Below are 19,455 nucleotides of genomic sequence, written 5' to 3' on the forward strand. Positions count from 1 at the left end.
TGCTGTTCGCGCTGGCGCTCGGCATTTCGCGCGGTGCGAGGCTATAAGGAATGCTGCCGGCATTTTCAGGCATGAATTGGATCGCGGGCGGCGCCACGGCAGCCGTGCTGCTGCCGGTGCTGGCGATCGGCACCGGCATGCCGTTCTGGATCGCCTGCATTGTCAGCCTGGCGGCGGGCGGCGGGCTGGTGACTGCATTTTCGCCGCGCAAACCGTTCGAGAGGCTGGATGCCCGTGGGGCCGCGCGGGGCAGAATCGAATTCGCGCGGGAACTGCTGACCGATGCCGAGCCGCTTGCGGTGCGGCTGGAGGTTGCCGTGAGTTCGATCGGCACGCCCAAGGTCGCCGACCGCGTCCGCCATCTGGCGCGGGTTTCCCGCGAGATATTCGCGGGCGTCGAGGATGACCCGTTGCGCATCGATCTGGTACGGCGCTTCCTCACCTATTATTTGCCGCGGGCAGCCGAACTCGCCGAGGCCTATGCGCTGCTTGAAAAGGGCGGCATGCGCGACATGGCGCGGATCACCGCAACGGCTGAACTGATCGACCGGCTCGATGCCGCGTTCACCCATTACGCGAGGAATTTGCAGAGTGCCGACCTCGGCAATCTGGACATTGAGCTCAAACTGCTGAAGAGCTCACTCGACGAGGACCTCGGGCCACCGCCGCAACTCGGCGCTCCCTCGGGTCCAGGGAAGGGGAGAGTCTGATCGACGCCGGGACCGGCGGCTTACGTCTATCTGCGTCAGCATCCCAATCGGTTGGCGACGGCGTAGCCAGCCACTGGTCCAGCTTCGCTCGTTCGATCACGTCGCTGCTCTGGCCTACGCCTTGATCAATTCCAGCACCGCCGCTGCAAACGCCTCGGGCTCCTCCTGCGGCAGGTTATGTCCGGCGCGCGGCACCACCCGATGAACCCGGCGGCCGGCGAATTTCGGTGCGCTCTTGCTGCCGTCGGTGGCCGGGCTCACGCCATCCCCGTCGCCGTCGAGCGTAATGGTCGGCACGGTAATGACGGGCTGCGCCGCCAGCCGGCGCTCCAGATCGGCATATTGCGGATCACCCTCGGCAAGGCCGTAGCGATGGCGGTAGCTGTGGATCACCACCTCGACATAGTCAGGATTGTCGAGCGCGACCGCCGTCCGCTCGAAGCAGGCGTCGTCGAAATGCCAGTTCGGCGACCATTGCTGCCATAATAGTTTGGCGATGCCGCGCCGGTCGGTGGCAAGGCCGGCGCGTCCGCGCTCGAGCTGGAAATAATACTGATACCAGAGCGCCACTTCGCGGTCCGGCCGCGCCGGCACCATCGCCTTGGCGATATCCTGGATGTTGTAGCCGTTGACCGACACCAGGCCGATGCAGCGCTCCGGCCACAATGCCGCGCCGATACAGGCGGCCCGGCCACCCCAGTCATAGCCGGCGAACACCGCGCGCTTGATGCCGAGCGCATCCATCAGCGCCATCAAATCCGCGCCGATCGCCGCCTGCTCGCCCGAACGCCGCGTCGCCTTGTCGCGAAACCGGGTCAGCCCGTAGCCGCGCAGATAGGGAACGATGACGCGGCATCCCTCGGCGGTAAGCTGCGGCGCCACATCCACATAGGCGTGAATGTCGTAGGGAAAGCCGTGCATCAGCATCACGACAGGTCCGTCCGCCGGCCCCGCCTCGTAATAGGCGATCTTGAGCACGCCGGCATCGATGCTGCGCAGCGGTTCCAGCCGTTTCGACGATGGTGCGCGCGCGGCATTTTGGGCTGGCGTTGAAGCTTGCTCGGTCAAGGCGTCACTCCGTTGTGGCATCCGGCCACACGGTATCGCCTAACGCCGGTGAAGCAAATGCGGCACAGGAGCTGTGCGCGATTGACATCATGACGGGCGCTGAATTCGGCGATACAGTATGCCAGCGGCCGTCGCCGCATACGGATCATGCCATGCTGCGATCGCTTGTGCTTGCCACTGCCTTCCTCGGTTCGCTGATTTTGCCGGCGGCAGCGCAATCGCCGCTGCGCAGCGAATGCCTGGCGATGGCCAATGCCCCGCCGCGGGCTGTGCCGGTTAGCCTCCGCCGCACCGCGGCCAAGGTGGAGGAGGTCGCGATCACTTATGTCGGGCATTCCACCTATTACATCGACACGCCCGCCGGCGTGCGGATCGGGACCGATTTCAACGGCTACTACCAGACCGGGCGGCTGCCCGACGTCGTCACCATGAACCGCGCGCACTCGACGCATTTCACGCTGTTTCCCGATCCCAAGATCAAGCATGTGCTGCACGGCTGGGGCGACAAGGGGCAGCCTGCGCTGGTCGGCCTGCGCGTCGAGGACGTCTATATCCGCAACGTGACCACCGACATCCGCCGCTACTACGGCGATGGCGCCGGCGGCGAGATGATCAGGGACGGCAACTCGATCTTCATCTTCGAGGTCGCCGGGCTTTGCATCGGCCATCTCGGGCACCTGCATCACAAGCTCGACGACAGCCATTTCGCCGCGATCGGCCGGCTCGACATCGTGATGGTCCCGATCGACGGCACCTTTACGATGTCGCTCGATGGCGTCTCCGAAATCACCAAGCGCCTGCGCGCCTCCGTCGTGCTGCCGATGCATCGTTTTGCGACCCCGCTCGACGAATTCATGCGCCTGATCGGCAAGCAATTCGAGATCGACCAGCGCACCCAGCGAACCCTGAAGATTTCGCGGGAAACGCTGCCCACCACGCCGACCGTGATCATTCTCGACGGGGTGTGAGGCGCCACGACAACGATAACAATAATCAGGGAGTGACCATCGATGGCCGTCAGCACTGCACCCGCCTCGAAGAGCGGGCTCTATGCCGATCCGCGCGAAGACTGGCTGGCGCAGCACACCGAGGAAATCATCGACCCCGACCGCCCGATCGTCGACCCGCATCATCATTTGTGGGACCGCGGCGGGCAGCGCTACATGATCGAGGAGATGGCGGCCGACATCGCCTCCGGCCACAACATCATCGCGACCGTCTATGTCGATTGCCGCTCGATGTACCGCGCGCACGGGCCCGAGGCGTTCCGCCCGGTCGGCGAGGTAGAATTCGCTAACGGCGTCGCCGCGATGGCCGCAAGCGGCGGCTACGGCAAGGCTGCAATCTGCGCCGGCATCGTCAGCCACGTCAATCTGCTGCTCGGCGAGGACGCTAGGCCGGTGCTGGAGGCGGAGATCGTCGCCGGCAACGGCCGCTTCCGCGGCATCAGGCATTCCGCGGCGTGGGATGCCGATCCCAATGTCGCCGGGATGTATGCGACGCGGCCGCAGGGCCTGCTGCTCGACGCAACCTTCCGCAAGGGGTTCGCCTGTCTCGCGCCGCTCGACCTCAGTTTCGAAGGCTGGCTGTTTCATCCGCAGATCGGCGAACTCACCGATCTTGCCCGCGCCTTCCCGGACACCAGGATCGTGCTCGACCATTGCGGCGGCCCGATCGGAATCGGCAGCTATGCGGGCCGGCGCGAGGAGATCTTTCCGGTGTGGAAGACCTCGATCCAGGAGATCGCCAAATGTCCCAATGTCGTGGTCAAGCTCGGCGGGCTCGCGATGAGCCTGCTCGGCTATGACTTCCATCTGCGGCCGAAGCCGCCGACCTCGGAACAGGCCGCCGCTGCGTGGCGCCCTTATATAGAGACGTGCATCGAGTCCTTTGGACCCAGCCGCTGCATGTTCGAGAGCAATTTTCCGCCCGACAAGGGCCAGTGCAGCTACCAGGCGATCTTCAACGCCTTCAAGCGGCTCGCCGCGCAATACAGCGAGGCCGAGAAGACGGCGATGTTCTCGAAGACGGCGACGGACTTTTACAAATTGAAGCTCGCCTAGCTGACGGCCGGCGTGAGCTCCCGCTCACGCCCATTCTCCCTTACGGAATACCGGGACACTGCTTCCGTCGGCATGAATGCCGTCGATGTCGGTCTCGGCCGAGCCGATCATCCAGTCGATATGGATCAGGCTCTTGTTGCCGCCCTGTGCTGCGATCTGCTGTGGCGTCAGCTTGCCGCCGTCGATGAAGCATTTCGAGTAGCATTGGCCGAGCGCGATGTGCGAGGCGGCGTTCTCGTCGAACAGCGTGTTGAAGAACAGCAATCCGCTTTTCGAGATCGGCGAGGAATGCGGCACCAGCGCCACTTCACCGAGGCGCGCGGCGCCCTCATCGGTGTCGAGGACTTTCTTCAGTACTTCCTCGCCGCGCGAAGCCTTGGCCTCGACGATGCGGCCTTCCTCGAACCGCACCGCGATGTTGTCGATCAGGGTGCCCTGATAGGACAGCGGCTTGGAACTGACGACATGCCCGCTCACGCGCCGGCAATGCGGCGTAGTGAAGACTTCTTCGGTCGGGATATTGGCATTGCAGGTGATGCCGTTCTTGGCCATCGAGGCGCCGCCTTCCCATTCGTGGCCGTCGGCGAGACCGATCGTAAGATCAGTGCCCGGTCCCGAATATTTCAGCGCGTGGAAGCGCTGACCGTTCAGCCATTGCGTGCGCTCGCGCAGCACCGCGTTGTGTTTTTCCCACGCCGCAACCGCGCCGTCCTGATCGACGCGCGAGGCCGCGAAGATCGCGTCCGCCAGTTTTGCTACCGCGACATCTTCTGCAACGTCGGGAAATACCTGCTTCGCCCATGCCGGGCTCGGATAGGCGATGATGTTCCAGTTGGTTTCGAAATTGACGATCTTTTCCAACGCCGGCTGATAGGCCATCGAATTGGCCTTGCTGGCGCGCGCCACCTTGGTCGGATCCTCACCCGACAGCAGCATCGGATTGTCGCCGACGATCGCCAGCCGAGCGGTGTTATTGCCGAACGCCTTCGCCATGCCCTCGTAGAGCCAGCCGGCGGCGCGATCGAACCCGTCATTGTGGCCGTAGCGATAGCGCGACAGCGTGATCTCTTCGTCCGACAGGAACGGCGTCACCAGGCCCGCACCGGCCTTGTAGGCATGCTCGGCGATTTTTCGAACCAGCGGCAGCGCCACCGACGGCGCGGTCAAAAGCAGGTCCTGGCCCGGCTGCAACTGCAGGCCGACCTTCACGGCGACCTCGGCAAGGCGGTCGAGTTTCACGGGATCGATCGGCGTCGAAAAATTACGTTCGTGTGCGGTCATGACGGGCCCTCAAATCAATCGTTGCTACAGAGATAGGCGAACCGGCCGGTTCCTTCAACGCTTCGACGACGCCAATACGCGGTCGACCATCTCGGGCGCGAGACCGAGGTAATTCTTCGGCGAGGTCAGGCGGTCGATGGTTGCGCGGTCGATGCGCGAGGAAACCCGCGGGTCCGCGGACAGCGCATCCGCCAGCGTCATGCCTTTTTCATTGGCGACACGGCAGGCGTCATAGACGACGTCGTGTGCCTCCTGCCGGCCGATGTCGGGCGCCAGGCCCATCATCACGGCTTCGGCGACGATCAACCCGCGGCTGATATCGAGATTTTCCGCCATCTTCTTCTCGTCCACGATCAGGCCGCCCAACGCGAATTTGGCCTGATGCAGCGCGCCCGCGGTGAGGACAAAACTTTCCGGGATCGCCATCCATTCGGCATGCCATGGCCCGGTGGCGCGCTCAAAGTCCTGCACCATCGCGTCCAGCATCAGACCGGCGTGCTGGCGCACGCCCTTGCACGCCGCCAGCATCAGTTCGGATGAAATCGGGTTGCGTTTCTGCGGCATGGTCGAGGACGCGCCGCGGCCCTTCACGAACGGCTCGTAGAGTTCGGCAAATTCGGTCGAGGCCATGATCATGATGTCGAGCGCGATCTTGCCGAGCGAGCCGGTGACGAGGCCGAAGAAATTGATCACTTCCGCAAGGCCGTCGCGTGCGACATGCCAGGTCGAGACGGGCACACCGAGCCCGAGTTCCTCGCACAGCGCCTTTTGAACCTCGAACCCCTTGTCGCCGAGCGAGGCCAGCGTGCCGGCGGCGCCTGCGAACTGGCCGACAAGGACGCGCGGCTTCAATTGCGCGAGGCGCTCGGCGTGGCGATCGAACATCGCCAGATAGATCGCGGTCTTGTAGCCGAACGTCACCGGCAGCGCCTGCTGCAGATGGGTGCGCCCCGCCATCGGCGTATCGCGATAGCGCTTGGAGAGATCGGCGAGGATGCCGCGGAGGGCGGCGATGTCAGCCTCGATGATCTCAAGCCCGGCGCGGACCTGCAGGACCACCGCGGTGTCCATGATGTCCTGCGTGGTCGCGCCCCAATGCACGTAGCGGCCGGCGTCGCCGCATTGTTTCACCATCTGGTGCACCAGCGGCAGGATCGGATAACCGACGATGTCGGTCTCGCTGCGCAGCAGGTCGAAATCGAGCGCCGAGACGTCCGTCCGTTTTGCGATTTCCTCGGCGGCTTGCGCCGGGATCACGCCGCAGCGCGCCTCGGCCTTGGCCAGCGCGATCTCGACTTCGGCGTAGCGCGAGATCAGGCTGAAATCCGAGAACACCTCGCGCATCGCCGGCGTGCCGAAGGCGTCGCGGAACAGGATGGAGTCAAGGACGGTGGTCGAGGTCGGAAAGGCGGGCATCGTCGTTTCCTGAAGGGCAATTCGCTGGAATGACTCATGCCACAATCATTGCCGGTTGGGAAAGCCGATCACCATTTCTCGTGCATGGTCCGGACATCGAGCTCGAACGACCATGCGCGCGGCGGCTGTTTGTGCAGGAACACAAAGCCGTCAACGATGCCCTCGATGCTGATCAGGCGCTCCTCGCGGCTGGCGGCCTCCGGGAAACGCGTCTTGATCTTTTCGCCGCCGATCGCGCCATCAACCACGACATGTCCGACATGAATGCCGTCGCCGGCATATTCCTTGGCCATCGCCTGCGCCAGGGTGCGCAAGCCCGCCTTCGACGAATTGAAGGCGCCGTAGCCCGAGCGGCCCCGCAACGAGGCGCTCGCGCCGGTGAACAGCAATGTGCCCGCGCCCTTCGGCACCATGCGGCGGACCGCCTCGCGGCCGAACAGGAAGCCGCCGAAGCACACCACGCGCCAGCTTTGCTCGAAGTAATCGGCGGTCATGTCGATGATCTTGCCGGCCGTGTTATTGCCGGCGTTGTAGATCGCAAGCTCAAGATCGGCGCCGGCCTTGTCGAACAACGCGATGGTATCGGCCTCGCTGGTGGCGTCGGCGACAACAGCGGTCGCGCGCCCGCCGGCTGCGACGATGTCGGAAACGACGGCGTCGAGCGCCGCCTTGGTGCGGCCGGCAACCAGAACGTTGAGGCCCTCAGTGGCAAAGCGCTTGCAGAGTTGTGCGCCGAGGCCCTGATCAGGCCCGACACCGATGACAATTGCCGTTCCCATCCATCTCTCCTGCGTTCGATGTCCATCAGCCATTTTTATATGACGACCGTCATCAATTCAATCGAAGGAGCTTCCGCTTTCCGCTGTTCACGAGGATATGAGCGTCGGGTGAATCACGCCGGCCGGTTGCCGGCGCCGCCTCAGTCGCGGAATTTCTTCTTTTTCTTCTTCCCGAATGCGGGCTTCGCAGCGCCGTCATGTTTCGGCTTGGCGGCGTAAGCGGGCTTCTCCCGGAACGGCCGCTTTTTGTCGTAACGCCTTTCCTTGTCGAATCCAGGCGCCTTTTCGCTGCGAGGCTTGTCGTCATACGACTTGCTGTCGCGGGATTTGCCGCCGGGCGGCTTGTTGTTCCAGGGCTTTTCATCACGGGGTTTTTCGTCGCGAGGCTTGTCATCGCGAGGCTTGTCCCAAGGCTTTGCTTCCCGCGGCTTGTCCTGCCACGGCTTGCCATGCGGCCTCGGTGCCCTCTCCTCACGCTCGCGCGCAGGCGGACGCTTCTCGGCCGCGGGCTCGCCCTGCGGGCCCTCGGGCAGCGGCTCGATGCGAATATTGTCTTCCTTGTCGGGACGGCGGAGGTTGCCGACAAATTTGTCGGCGGCACGCGCGGAAATCTCGAACTCGGTCGTCGTGTCCATGACGCGGATGGCGCCGATGTCGGTCTTGTCGATGCCGCCGCGGCGGCAGATCATCGGCAACAGCCAGCGCGCCTCGGCATTCTTGCGGCTGCCGATCGAGGCGCGGAACCAGACACTGTTCTCGCCCATGACGTGGCGCGCCGACGGCTTTTTCGACTTCGATCGTGGACTGGCGTTGCGATCGTCACCGCGCGGCGCACGACTATCCCGATCTCTTTCGCGGCCGCGATCCTCGCGGCCCCGGGCGCGATGTTCGCCGGGATCGATGATGTCTTCGGGCGAGGGCAGCCGTGAGCGATAGAGCCGCGCCAGTGCCGCGGCGATATCCTCGGCCGAGCGCTCGGCGAGCAGCGCCTGCGCCAGCATCAGATCTTCTGATGTGGTCTCTTCGGCGAACAGCGCATCCTTCAGCATGCGCTCCTGATCGAGCTTGCGGATTTCATCGGCCTGCGGCGCCGTGCCCCAGATCGCATCGATGCCGGCCAGGTTCAGCAGCACTTCCGCGCGCCGCTTGCGCGCCGGCGGCACCAGCAGGACGCTGACACCCTTGCGCCCCGCGCGGCCGGTGCGGCCGGAGCGATGCTGCATGACTTCGGGATCGTTCGGAATATCGGCGTGGATGACAAGATCGAGGTTCGGCAGATCGATGCCGCGGGCGGCGACGTCGGTCGCGACGCAAACGCGGGCGCGTCCGTCGCGCAATGCCTGCAGCGCGTGGGTGCGCTCATTCTGGGTCAATTCGCCTGATAGCGCCACGACCGAGAAGCCGCGCTCCGACAATGTTGCCTGCAGATGCCGCACCGCTTCGCGCGTATTGCAGAACACCAGCGCGCTCGGCGATTCGAAGAAGCGCAAGGTATTGACCACCGCATGGTCGACATCGCCGGGCGCAATCCGGATGGCGCGGTAATCGATGTCGGCGTGGCCGCCTTCGTCGCCACCAACCTCGATACGGAAAGCTTCCTGCTGATATTCCTTGGCCAGGGCGATGATGACGCGCGGCAGGGTTGCCGAGAACAGCAGGGTGCGGCGGGTCTCCGGCGTGGTCTCGAGGATGAACTCCATATCCTCGCGAAATCCGAGATCGAGCATTTCGTCGGCCTCGTCGAGCACGACAGCCTTCAATTCGGAAATGTCGAGCCGGTTGCGCCTCAAATGATCGCACAGCCGCCCCGGGGTGCCGACCACGATGTGGGCGCCGGCCGCGAGCTCACGCTGTTCACGGCGCGGATCCATGCCGCCGACGCAGGAAACCACGCGCGCATCGGCATATTGATAGAGCCAGGCGAGTTCGCGATGGACCTGTAAGGCAAGTTCACGCGTCGGTGCGACGATCAGGGCAAGCGGTGCGCCAGCCCGCTCGAACCGCTCGGCATCGCCGAGCAGTTCGGCTGATATCGCGAGGCCATAGGCGACGGTCTTGCCGGAGCCGGTCTGCGCCGACACCAGCAAGTCGCGGCCGGCGGCGTCATTTGCCAGCACGGCGGTCTGCACCGGCGTCAGGGAATCGAAATTGCGCTCGGCCAGGGCTCGGGCGAGCGGCGGACTTGTGGTCAGGGATGTCACGGGATCAGAACCTTAATGGGCGCAGCTGCGCCGGAAAGCCGAATAAAGCCTCGAACCATACGATTGAGGCTGCCGGCTGGAGGATGCGCGGGTCCGATGACCCGAACGATTTGAATGAGATAGGCACCCTTTAGGCCATTCGCAGCCAAAGCGCCATGGAATGTTGGTGGGGGCTGCATTGCGTCGTTAACGGCGGGCTATGGTGTTGATATTGCAACGATATCCCGTCGTCCCGGCGCAGGCCGGGACCCATACCGCGTGATCTCTCGAAGAGGCCGCGGTATCAAACACCTTTCGCAAAACTGCTCCCTGTGGTTATGGGTCCCGGCTCAAGGCCGGGACGACGGCGGTGTTTGTAACTGCACCGTCATCCAAACGCAGTTTCGCGATCTCGCGACGCACAGCGCCCGAGCTTTGTCAGAAAACCTTGCCCCCGGAATTAAGAGGGCGCAGGGAAGACCGGGTGCGCGCTGCACCCGCGGTCTCGCGTGCGGTTTGCACAAAAAAATGTGCACGCGAGCATACAGGGCAGCGGTGAACACCCGGCCTTCCCTGCGCAATGGCTTTACGGTTTATGCCGTGATCTCCCCGGAGACGAGTTCTTGGTTGACTCCGTCACCGCCGGTTCAGCTCACGCTTAGCCGACGGCTTGACGCCAGCAACGGGCGCCAGGACCACACGGTTTTGCCGTACGCTTATCCACGCCGTCGTCGAGGCGTAAACCGGCGTCCACCGCAACCCGCCCAACGTCCGTGACGACGGCCGACGCCCTCTGAGTGGGACGGGATGGGCAAAGATATGCACCTGATTTGCCATTCTGTAAAACAGAAATATTTTTTATTTTGGGGCTTGACACGATTTCTGTAAATACGAACTGATTTGCCCGACGGGTTGTTTTGTCGCAGTCCAACGTCATTGCCTGCGACAAACGCAAACGCGTTTGCGCAAGAGAGCGTAAGCGACGAAGCAATCCACAGTCGCTATGCCGTGCCATGGATTGCTTCGCTTCGCTCGCAATGACAGAACTTGGCTGAGTTGACCCGTCGGACGGGTGGAGCGTTGGCTCGTTCCACGATAGGATTTTCACATGACCATTCCGTTCAAGACCATCCGCGCGCGCGCCGAGAAGCGCAAGGGTGGGCCGAAGGCGCTGCAGAAGCTGTTGCCGCCGAAGCCCGAGGCGAAGGCGCTCGCCAAACTTGGCGACGATCGCATTCTCGCCGAGATGACCAAGCGGGTGTTTTCGGCCGGCTTTGCCTGGAGCGTGATCGAGAACAAATGGCCGGGCTTCGAAAAGGCGTTCCTCGGCTTCAAGCCCGGGCCGCTGACGCTGCAGGCGGATGAATTCTGGGACGCGCTGATGAAGGACACGCGCATCGTGCGCAACGGCGCCAAGATCATGTCGGTGCGATCAAATGCGAGTTTCGTGCGCGAGATCGCCAAGGAGCACGGCAGCTTCGGCAAGTTTCTCGTGAACTGGCCCTCCTCCGACCAGATCGGACTACTCGACCTGCTCGCCAAGCGCGGCAGCCGGCTCGGCGGCAACACCGGCCAGATGATGCTGCGCTTTCTCGGCTTCGACGGCTTCGTCACGTCAAAGGACATGGTGGCGTGCCTGCGCGATGCCGGTCTCGATATCGCGGAGACCGTGACCTCGAAGCGCGACCTTGCCAAGGTGCAGGCGCAGTTCAACGAATGGGCCGAGGAAACCGGCCTGCCTTACGTGCAGCTCTCACGCATCTGTGCGATGTCGGCCGGGGAGAACTACCGTAACGAGACGCTGGCGCGGTTTTTGGGTGGCGAGGAATGAGGGCCTCGTGTCGGGCCTCCCTCGGTCGAGAAACCGCGCGCAGGGAGGAACCCACCCGTGCGCATTCCGGCTTTGACTGTCGTAATCGTCGCAGCACTTTTGACCGCAGCGCCGGCTCTCGCGCAGACCTATGATCCGGCCTACCCGATCTGCATCCAGACCTACAGCCACAATGGCAGCGCCATCATATGCCGTTTTACCTCGATGGCGCAGTGCGCCGCGACGGCATCGGGGCGCGCGGCCCAATGCATCACCAATCCATATTATGGTGGTGCAAGGGCGACTGCGGGACGGCGACCGCGCGGGGCGTATTAGTACGGCCTCATCGCCGCCATCAACCCGCCGCGCGCCGCGGCATCTGCTCCGGCATCACCTCGGAAGGCTGCGGGATCTGCATCAGGATGGTTTGTCCTGTGGAGGCGATTTCGATTCCGCCGTCCTGGAATTTCTGCTTCATGCGCCGGTTGAACTCGCGCTGGACCGGCCAGCGGCCGCTGTCGGTGCAGCGGATCTGGCCGACGATCGAGACCATCGAACCGTCGACCTTGTCGATGCCCCACAATTCGAGATCGCCGCGGATGGCGTGGCGGTAGGCGTCCTCGCGGCGCATTTCGGCGACGATGTCCTTGAGGATCTGTCCGGCGCGGTCGGTGTCTTCCTTGTAGGAAACATTGACGCTGACGGATGCATTGCCGGCACCGCGGCTTGAATTGGTGAGCGTCGTCACCGCGCTGAAAGGAACGATGTGCACCGAACCGTCGCCGGCCCGTAAGCGAATGGTGCGGATCGAGACATTCTCGACCGTCCCTGATAGCCCGGACACCGTGACGTTGTCGCCGACCTGGACGGTGTTTTCCAGGAGAAGAAACAGCCCGGTGATGAGGTCCTGCACCAGCTTCTGCGAACCGAAGCCGATGGCGATGCCGACGATGCCGGCACCGGCCAGCAGCGGCGCGACGTTGACGCCGATTTCGCTGAGCGTGGTCAGACCGACCACGGTCACGATCAGGCACAGCAGCGCCGTTCGCAGCATCGGCTGGAACGTGCGCAGCCGCGCCGCGCGCGCGTAATGCCCCTCGCGCGACAGCGCATTGACCTGACGATCCATCAGCGCGTTGCTGATCTCCCAGATCGCGGCGGCCGCGAGCGCGGCGATGCCGATCGTCACCACCGCCGACAGCAGCCGGCTGCCGATTTGACCGCCGTAGAACCACACGATGGCGTCGATGCCCCATACCTCGAGCAATGCGACGAAGCCCATGAAGCCGATGACCGAAGCGACGATCTTGCGCAGCAGCGGCAGATAGCGATTGGCGCGGGTCTCCAGACCCGGGAAGCGCTGCGATATCTCGGGGCGAATGCGGAAGCCGCGGTCGATCAGGCTCAGCACCACGATGATCGCGAGCCGTGCAATCAGGATGACGGCGCTGCCGCCGACAAAATATTGCAACAGCAGCGAATAGCCGTTGCGGATGTGCAGCGCCCACACCGTCCAGAGCGCGAGGTCGAGCGCGATTGCGGGATAGTGCCACACACCGGCAATGCGGTTGCGTATCTGGGCGGTCGCGCCCGTGCGACCGTGCGGCGCGCGAATGGCGTCGGCGATCGGGCGGCGGCATTGCAGGATGATGACGACGATAAAGAGATGCACGACCAGCATCACGAGGCGCAGCAGCGCGGCATAGCCGCCGCGGCTCAGCCCGAGCAGCAGCGCCACGTTTGCAAAGGCGATGCCGGACACGCCGACCGCGACGATGCGCCGGACCCAGATCTCGACATAGGCCGCGGTCTCGGCGCGGACCCGAAACAGGCCGTACGGCCCGGCCAGCGCCCGCGCAGCACAGATCAGCGCGCGCGACAGCGCATAGCCATTGACGACCGCCTGGATCGCAAGCCGCACCGTCGGACGATCGCCGATCTCGGTGCTCAGCAGCATGGTGGAAACGCCGACGAAGACCAATACCGGCAGCAGTTCGAGCGCGAGCCGTCCGAGCACGAACGGCAACCGGATCAGCGACTGCCAGGCCCGCGCCAGGCTGAGACGCCGCCGGTGCAACGCCGGCTCCACGGTGACGTCAGCCGCGGAGGATGGCGGATCGACCATTGCCAGCGTCTGCGCCGGCGCGCGCGCGGTTTGCGGCAGCCGCGCTTCCAACAGCGCCACCGGCCGCTTGATCAGGCGGAACACCAGCCATTCGGCGGCGAAAGCGCAGCCGAACACCAGCGCCAGTTTCCACGCGATGTCGAATATCTGGCCGTAAGCCGCGGGATCGTTGACGGTTCGCAGGAACCAATAATAGAACGCCGGAAAATGCGTCACCGACCGCACCAGATAGGTGACTTCGCGCGATATCTCGCCGACCTGTTCGGAGACCGTCAACAGCAATTGCGCGCCAAGACTATCAGCGGTGAGCGGGATGGCCGGCTTCGCTTCGGGCGCGGGCTCGGCGGCCTGCGGCGATGAAGACGCCCCCGCAATCGCACGCAGCGTGTCGATCATCTGTGCGCGCTTCTTGTCGTCCTGCAACGTCTCCAGCGCCCGCTTCGCCTGATCAGGCGTCAGCGCGCTGGCGTTGTTGGTTGCCGGGGCGGTGGCGGTCGGCGCGGTATTGGATTGGGCAAGCGCCGCGGGGCAAGCAAACAGCGCACAAGCGAGCAGGAGCGAGGGCAGAAATTTGTGCGACATCGAGGCCCCTTCTAAAATGCGCACGACGGCAAAACCGGAACCGGGTTTGCCGCCGCGCCAGCGTCATGTCGGAGAGCCCCTTTTCGCCGCCATCATGTGTCGGAAGTTTGCCATGGAGACGACTTTCTCTTGGCAATTTGTCTTAGGCAGATTTCCTGGCAGGTGCGGCGTCACACAAATGTCGCAGCAATTAATCGCGCGACGTCGCCTGTCTGCGGATGGTGAAGAAAAAATACAGCAACACCGGCAGGGACAGCGAGCTCCAGGACAGGCCGTCCCACCAGCCGTCACCGACGAGGGCCGCGACGAGGCCCACGGTGGAGAGGATGCCGATCAGGATCGGCAGCGCAAAGATTTGCCGCAGGTTGCGATGATTTCTCAAGCGATCACCGGGACAGCAAGGGCGTATCGATGGCGGACCCCTGCGCGATGGCGCGATCGACGCTGACGCCGGTCTTGCGCCGGCGCAGCCAGAGATAGACTCCGGTTCCCAACACCATGATCGTCAGCACGTCGAGCAGCGCCCAGAGAATCTTCAGCGGCATGCCGCCATAGTCGCCAAAATGCAGCGGCTGCGAAATGAACAGGGTCGTGACATACCAGGGCATGTCGCGGCTGTCGGTCAGCTTGCCGGTTTCCGCATCGATCAAGGCCGGCTTGAGCAGGCGCGAGGTCACCGGCGTGTCGCCCTTCAGGAAGACGGCATAGTGGCTCTTGCTGCTGAGAATCGTTCCGGGGAAAGACACAAAACTCGGCGTCATGCCCGGCACCGTGTCCGTCGCGACGGTGACGGCGGATTGCAGCGAGGTCAGCCTGGTGGGCGGCGCGCGATCGCGGTATTGCGATGTCATCTCGGCGAGCTGGCCGTATTGCCACATCTTCAGGACAAGGTCGGCCCAGGTGTTGATCACGCCGGTGAAGCCGACCACCAGCGTCCACATCACAAGCAGAATGCCCGCCAGATTATGGATGTCGAGCCAGCGCACGATGCGCGGACGCTGGCTGCGGTAGGTGCCGAAGTCCAGCTTCCGCATCGACGGCGCGTAGACCACGATGCCCGATATGATCGCGACGCAGAACAGGATCCCCATCAGGCCAAGGAACAGCTTGCCCGGCAGACCCGCAAACATGTCGGTGTGCAGCTTCAGCATGATGTAGGTGAAGCGCCCGGTGACATCGGGCGAATCGAGATAGGCGCCGGTATGCGAATCCATCCGGACGAAGCGGTTGTTGGTCGGGTCTGACGTGAGGGACTCGCCGACGCTGACGAACATCGCGTTGGGATCGTCGCGGTCCCAGATCAGGAAATGCGGCACCGGCATATTCTTCGGCGCATTCGCCAATGCGTTGGCCAACAGCTTGTCCAGATCGGCGAAAGGCGTGCCGGGAGTCACATCCGCCGCCTTCACCTGGCTGTGCAGGAGCTCGTCGATTTCCTCGTGAAAGATCAGCGGCAGGCCGGTGATGCACAGCAGCAGCATGAAAATCGTGCAGATGAGGCTCGTCCATTTATGGACGGCGCCCCATCTGCGAAGAGATCGTGTCGCTGGCGTCATGATCAGCTAGTTCCAGGCGTATTTCAACGTACCCAGCACCGTACGCGCCGCACCGAGGCCGCAATAGGGCATCGCCGTCAGGCAGGATGAGACATAATATTTGTTGGTGAGATTGGTCGCGTTGACCTGCGCGCTCCATCCCTTCAGGTCGCGCCGCAGATACTGGAAGTCGTAGCTGATGGCGGCGTCGTACAGGGTGTAGTCCGGGATAAAGAGCGTGTTGGCGGCATCGCCATAGCTTGCGCCGACATAGCGGGCACCACCGCCGATGCCGAGCCCGGCCAGCGGGCCGTCGTACCAGGTATATTTCGCCCACAGCGACGCCTGCCGGAGCGCGGTATTGACGAGATAATTGCCGACAAAGCCGTCGTTGCTCTTGGTCACCCGCGGATCGTAGATGTTGTAGCCTCCGACGAGCTCCAGTTCCCTCGTCACGTTGCCGCGCACCTCGAATTCAATGCCGCGCACGCGGGCTTCGCCGGTCTGGACACTGAAGTTGATATTGCCCGGATCCCTCGTCAGCACATTCTGCTGGGTCACCTCGAATACCGCGGCCGTGAGCATCAGGTTGGAGCCGACCGGCTTGAACTTGACGCCGATCTCGGCGCCCTCGCCGGTCGTCGGCTTGAACGGGCTGCCGAACTGGTCGGTGCCCGAGATCGGCACGAACGAGGTCGAATAATTGGCGTAGGGCGACAGGCCGATGTCGAACAGATAGTTCAGGCCGACGCGCCCGGTCGAGGCCCGGTCATTTTGAAGATAGGTGCCCGGCGCCGGGAAGAAACCCGTGCTGACGGTTTCCGCCTGCGCCCAGTCCTGCCGTCCCGTCATCGTCAACGTCCAGCGGTCGAGCTTGACCTGATCCTGCAGGTACAGGCCGGCCTGGTTCAACGTCGTCGCGGATTTGATGAAGGACGGCAGAGTATTCGCCGCCGGAATCGGCGCGCCATAGACCGGCGCGAATACGTCGATCGAGTTGATCATCGCGAACTTGTAGTCCGAGGTCGAGGCCTGGCGGTTATAGTCGAACCCGACGAGCACCTTGTGAAGCAGCGGACCGGTGGCGAAATCGGCCTGGACGTGATTGTCCAGCGCCACGTTCTGCGCGGCGGAGTTCAAGTAGTTGAACGAGCGCAGCACGGTTCTGGAATCGGGAAGCAGGCCTTCGGAACGGACGCCGGCCAGATCCTGCGACACGTCGAAGTAGCGAAAATTCGAGCGGAATTGCAGATTGTTGTCGAAGCGATGCTCGAAGGCGTAGCCAACCGAAAACTGTTCCAGCGTGAAACGGTCGGCGCTGGGCTCGCCGATGTAGCGGCTATAGGGAATGCGGCCAAACGGATTGGGCGCCAGCCCCGCCGCGTCGCCCGGCACATATTGCTGCCATCCCTTGTTCTGGATGTTCGAATAGTGCGAGAGGAATGTGAACGACGTGTCGTTGGTCGGCCGCCAGGTCAGGCTGGGCGCGATGAACGCCTTGTTCTCGTGCACGAAGTCTTGCTGATTGCCGGTGCTTCGCCCCAGACCGACGAGGCGGTAGAGAAATTCGCCGTTCTTGTCGATCGGCCCCGAGGTGTCGAACGCGCCCTGGAACTGATCGAACGAACCGAAGGTGCCGACGATCTCATGCTGCGGCGTCGCGGTCGGGCGCTTGCTGATCATGTTGATCAGACCACCGGGATCAGTCTGGCCGTAAAGGCCCGACGACGGCCCGCGCAGCACTTCCAGCCGCTCGAGGCCGTATGTCTCGATCTTCGGGTTGGCGAACTGCGTTCCCTGATCGATCGGCAGCCGCAGACCATCAAGATAGCGTGGCACGTCAAAACCACGGAGCTTCATGGCGTCGAAGAAGGTCGTGGCGCCATACGTATCGAGCGAGACACCTGGCGTGTAACGCAGCGCCTGGACAATGTTCTGGGCGCCTTGTGCCGCGATTTGATCCTTGGTGACGACCGAAATCGACTGCGGCGTGGTCAGAATAGGCGTGTCGGTCTTGGTGCCGCTGGCGCTTTGATTGGCGAGATAGCCGACCACGGGTCCGGTGGCGCGTTCGCCGGCGCCGCCGCGAGCACCCTGTTGCACCGGTTGCTGCTGGGCGGGAACCGCAACGCGCCGCGTCGCCGTCTGCGACCGCGCCGCGCGGCGGGAAGGCTGTGCCGGACGCGCCGCTTGCGGCTTCGGGGCATCGACGGTGACGGGTGGCAAGGTTTGGCCGGACTGCGCGTGAACCTCCCCGATCTGCATGCTCAACCCGAATACGGTTACGCAGAACAACGCCTTCGACGCCGCGCCCCACGCCGACGGCTGTACAGAATCACGCATCAGTCTCACCCCGTTCACTATTCCCCGTTCACGAGAGACCAGATTTGATTCTTGGATGCCTTTGCGTATGCGCAAAAAACCTTTGATCGTGCGTCGACACTCTCCAAGTTCGACGTTGGAATACTCCGCCGGTCACGCATCGGTGCGGCACGGTGGCGCCGGCCGCCACGCAGGCGGCCCGGTTCCCCCTTGGGAATGTCGATGAGGTCAGGACAGTCCGTCGCGCTGGCAGCTGCTCGGCACGTAGCCAAAATGCCGCCGGAACGCCGTGGAAAAATTCGCCGGGTTGGCGTAGCCCACGGCATAGGCCGCCTCGGTGACCGACAATCCCTGATGCAGCAAGGCTTCGCGCGCCGATTTCAGCCGGCTGGTTCGAAGATATTCCGAGGCGCTGACGCCATAGACCCGATGAAATTGCGCGGTGAACGAGCGGCGGCTGACACCGGCGTGCCTTGCCAGCTCGGCAATCGTCCAGGGATGCCGCAGATCGGATTCGATCAGCTCCCTGACCGCCTGCAGGCGCAAACGCTTATGGTCGGATACCAGACTGACGCCCTCGTTGCCGCGCAGGGCCAGCATGGCCCGGGCCAACATCTCGGTCGCTTGCGCCGACAGCAGCAGCTCGGCGTTCCGGCCGTCGGCCACCGGGGAAAGCATCTCCATGGCTATGGCCTTGATCCGGGGCGACGCCTTCAGCGAAGCGACGAAGACGTTTTGGTCCCTGGTGTCGAACAGTCCGATGAACTCATCCATCATTCCGAGCCGCTCCAGGGACGAGATCGGAAAGGCGACGCCGGCCGCCTGCATGTGCGCGCCGCGGGGCGCATCGCCGTCCCACAACGTCGGCTCTCTGAGCGCCATGACCACGATTGAAGCATCCGAATAGTTGATCCGGGTGGCGCCCTTGCGCGCCCGGCCGCTCCCTGCCCCCTTGAGTATCACGGAGACAAAAAGCCCTGCCTTGATGACACCTTCAGTGCGAATCCGGCTGCCCAGCACGATATTGTTGCGTTGGAAAAGGCAGCCCGGCGTCTCCAGCCATTGCGTGCGGCTGGCAAAATCTTCCACGATCGACCTGTCATTGTCATCGGGATCGACGATGCGGAACTGCTCGAAAATGTGGTCGTAGATATGCGGCATCAACGCGGTTCAGAAACGATCATGCCGACACTATGCAATCCGCGCAGAACGCCCTCAAGGCCGATAGCGCGCGTCCAGTTTAGAAGCGTTTGAAAATGGAATCGTTTTAGTCAGCTTGCGATGATCGCGCGCACAGCCGGCGCGCGTCCGTCACTCCGACTTGTCGACATTCCAGAACACCGGCGTCGCCGGGCCGTCGAGGACGCCGGACAGCGATTTGCGCCACGCAGCCGTCACGAGATACTGCCCGAGCGGGATATCGATCACCTGATCATAGACTTCGGTCTGGATCTCGGCCGCGATCTTCTTCAGCTCCTCGGGCGAGGACGTGCGCGCGAAGGCATCGCCCATCGCCTCCACCTTGTTGTTTTCCGGCCAGCCGAACCAGCCGCACACTTACGCGGCGTCAATGCCTAAAATCTG

Annotated in this window: 15 protein-coding genes and 1 pseudogene; 5 read left to right on the forward strand and 11 right to left on the reverse strand. The window is 63.5% G+C overall.

Annotation, left to right across the window (positions count from 1 at the left end; all coding sequences use genetic code 11):
- The first annotated feature begins 71 nt into the window (after positions 1–71).
- A complete protein-coding gene (locus tag JQ600_RS07750; RefSeq protein ID WP_249133719.1) occupies positions 72–710 on the forward strand; it encodes a 5-bromo-4-chloroindolyl phosphate hydrolysis family protein in 639 nt (212 codons plus the stop codon).
- A 114-nt stretch (positions 711–824) separates the two neighbouring features.
- Here JQ600_RS07750 and JQ600_RS07755 read toward each other — a convergent pair whose 3' ends face one another.
- The gene (locus JQ600_RS07755) at positions 825–1,709 is read right to left on the reverse strand and encodes an alpha/beta fold hydrolase (RefSeq protein WP_249135757.1); all 885 of its coding nucleotides are present in this window, start codon (positions 1,707–1,709) and stop codon (positions 825–827) included.
- 221 nt (positions 1,710–1,930) lie between these two features.
- Between JQ600_RS07755 and JQ600_RS07760 the strand changes: the two genes are divergently transcribed.
- Positions 1,931–2,746 carry an MBL fold metallo-hydrolase gene (locus JQ600_RS07760; RefSeq protein ID WP_212391778.1) on the forward strand — a complete coding sequence of 272 codons (816 nt, stop codon included), beginning with the start codon at positions 1,931–1,933 and terminating at the stop codon, positions 2,744–2,746.
- Positions 2,747–2,788: 42 nt separating this feature from the next.
- A complete protein-coding gene (locus JQ600_RS07765; protein ID WP_212391780.1) occupies positions 2,789–3,841 on the forward strand; it encodes an amidohydrolase in 1,053 nt (350 codons plus the stop codon).
- A 24-nt stretch (positions 3,842–3,865) separates the two neighbouring features.
- On the opposite strand, the gene JQ600_RS07770 is transcribed toward JQ600_RS07765, so the two are convergent.
- The 4 genes from JQ600_RS07770 to JQ600_RS07785 form a co-directional block, all read right to left on the reverse strand.
- A complete protein-coding gene (locus JQ600_RS07770; protein ID WP_212391782.1) occupies positions 3,866–5,122 on the reverse strand; it encodes an aminopeptidase in 1,257 nt (418 codons plus the stop codon).
- A gap of 54 nt (positions 5,123–5,176) precedes the next feature.
- Positions 5,177–6,538 (reverse strand): adenylosuccinate lyase family protein, encoded by a 1,362-nt coding sequence (locus JQ600_RS07775; protein WP_212391784.1) that lies wholly within the window; start codon positions 6,536–6,538, stop codon positions 5,177–5,179.
- Positions 6,539–6,606: 68 nt separating this feature from the next.
- Complete coding sequence (locus JQ600_RS07780; protein WP_212391786.1) at positions 6,607–7,317, reverse strand: SDR family NAD(P)-dependent oxidoreductase; 711 nt, start codon at positions 7,315–7,317, stop codon at positions 6,607–6,609.
- A gap of 140 nt (positions 7,318–7,457) precedes the next feature.
- On the reverse strand, positions 7,458–9,518 hold the full coding sequence (locus JQ600_RS07785) for a DEAD/DEAH box helicase (RefSeq protein WP_212391788.1): 2,061 nt from the start codon (positions 9,516–9,518) through the stop codon (positions 7,458–7,460).
- 1,087 nt (positions 9,519–10,605) lie between these two features.
- On the opposite strand from JQ600_RS07785, the gene JQ600_RS07790 reads away from it, so the two are divergent.
- Together JQ600_RS07790 and JQ600_RS07795 are read left to right on the forward strand one after the other, a co-directional pair.
- Complete coding sequence (locus JQ600_RS07790; RefSeq protein WP_212390249.1) at positions 10,606–11,328, forward strand: DNA-3-methyladenine glycosylase I; 723 nt, start codon at positions 10,606–10,608, stop codon at positions 11,326–11,328.
- Positions 11,329–11,385: 57 nt separating this feature from the next.
- A complete protein-coding gene (locus JQ600_RS07795; protein ID WP_212390250.1) occupies positions 11,386–11,643 on the forward strand; it encodes a DUF3551 domain-containing protein in 258 nt (85 codons plus the stop codon).
- Between the two features lie 19 nt (positions 11,644–11,662).
- Here the strand turns inward: JQ600_RS07795 and JQ600_RS07800 are convergent, their stop codons facing one another.
- The 6 genes and pseudogenes from JQ600_RS07800 to JQ600_RS07825 all read right to left on the reverse strand — a co-directional run.
- Positions 11,663–14,014 (reverse strand): mechanosensitive ion channel domain-containing protein, encoded by a 2,352-nt coding sequence (locus tag JQ600_RS07800; protein WP_212390251.1) that lies wholly within the window; start codon positions 14,012–14,014, stop codon positions 11,663–11,665.
- A gap of 190 nt (positions 14,015–14,204) precedes the next feature.
- Positions 14,205–14,396, reverse strand: a complete 192-nt coding sequence (locus JQ600_RS07805; protein WP_212390252.1) for a hypothetical protein — start codon at positions 14,394–14,396, stop codon at positions 14,205–14,207.
- A 4-nt stretch (positions 14,397–14,400) separates the two neighbouring features.
- Positions 14,401–15,570, reverse strand: a complete 1,170-nt coding sequence (locus JQ600_RS07810; RefSeq protein ID WP_212390253.1) for a PepSY domain-containing protein — start codon at positions 15,568–15,570, stop codon at positions 14,401–14,403.
- 6 nt (positions 15,571–15,576) lie between these two features.
- On the reverse strand, positions 15,577–17,892 hold the full coding sequence (locus JQ600_RS07815; RefSeq protein WP_249135733.1) for a TonB-dependent siderophore receptor: 2,316 nt from the start codon (positions 17,890–17,892) through the stop codon (positions 15,577–15,579).
- 207 nt (positions 17,893–18,099) lie between these two features.
- Complete coding sequence (locus JQ600_RS07820; RefSeq protein WP_212267944.1) at positions 18,100–19,032, reverse strand: helix-turn-helix transcriptional regulator; 933 nt, start codon at positions 19,030–19,032, stop codon at positions 18,100–18,102.
- Positions 19,033–19,182: 150 nt separating this feature from the next.
- Positions 19,183–19,422: pseudogene (locus JQ600_RS07825) on the reverse strand (ABC transporter substrate-binding protein); the annotation flags it as partial.
- Between the last annotated feature and the right edge of the window lie 33 nt (positions 19,423–19,455).

Origin of the sequence: Bradyrhizobium sp. AUGA SZCCT0176, assembly GCF_018130145.1 — a bacterium.
Lineage (GTDB): Bacteria > Pseudomonadota > Alphaproteobacteria > Rhizobiales > Xanthobacteraceae > Bradyrhizobium.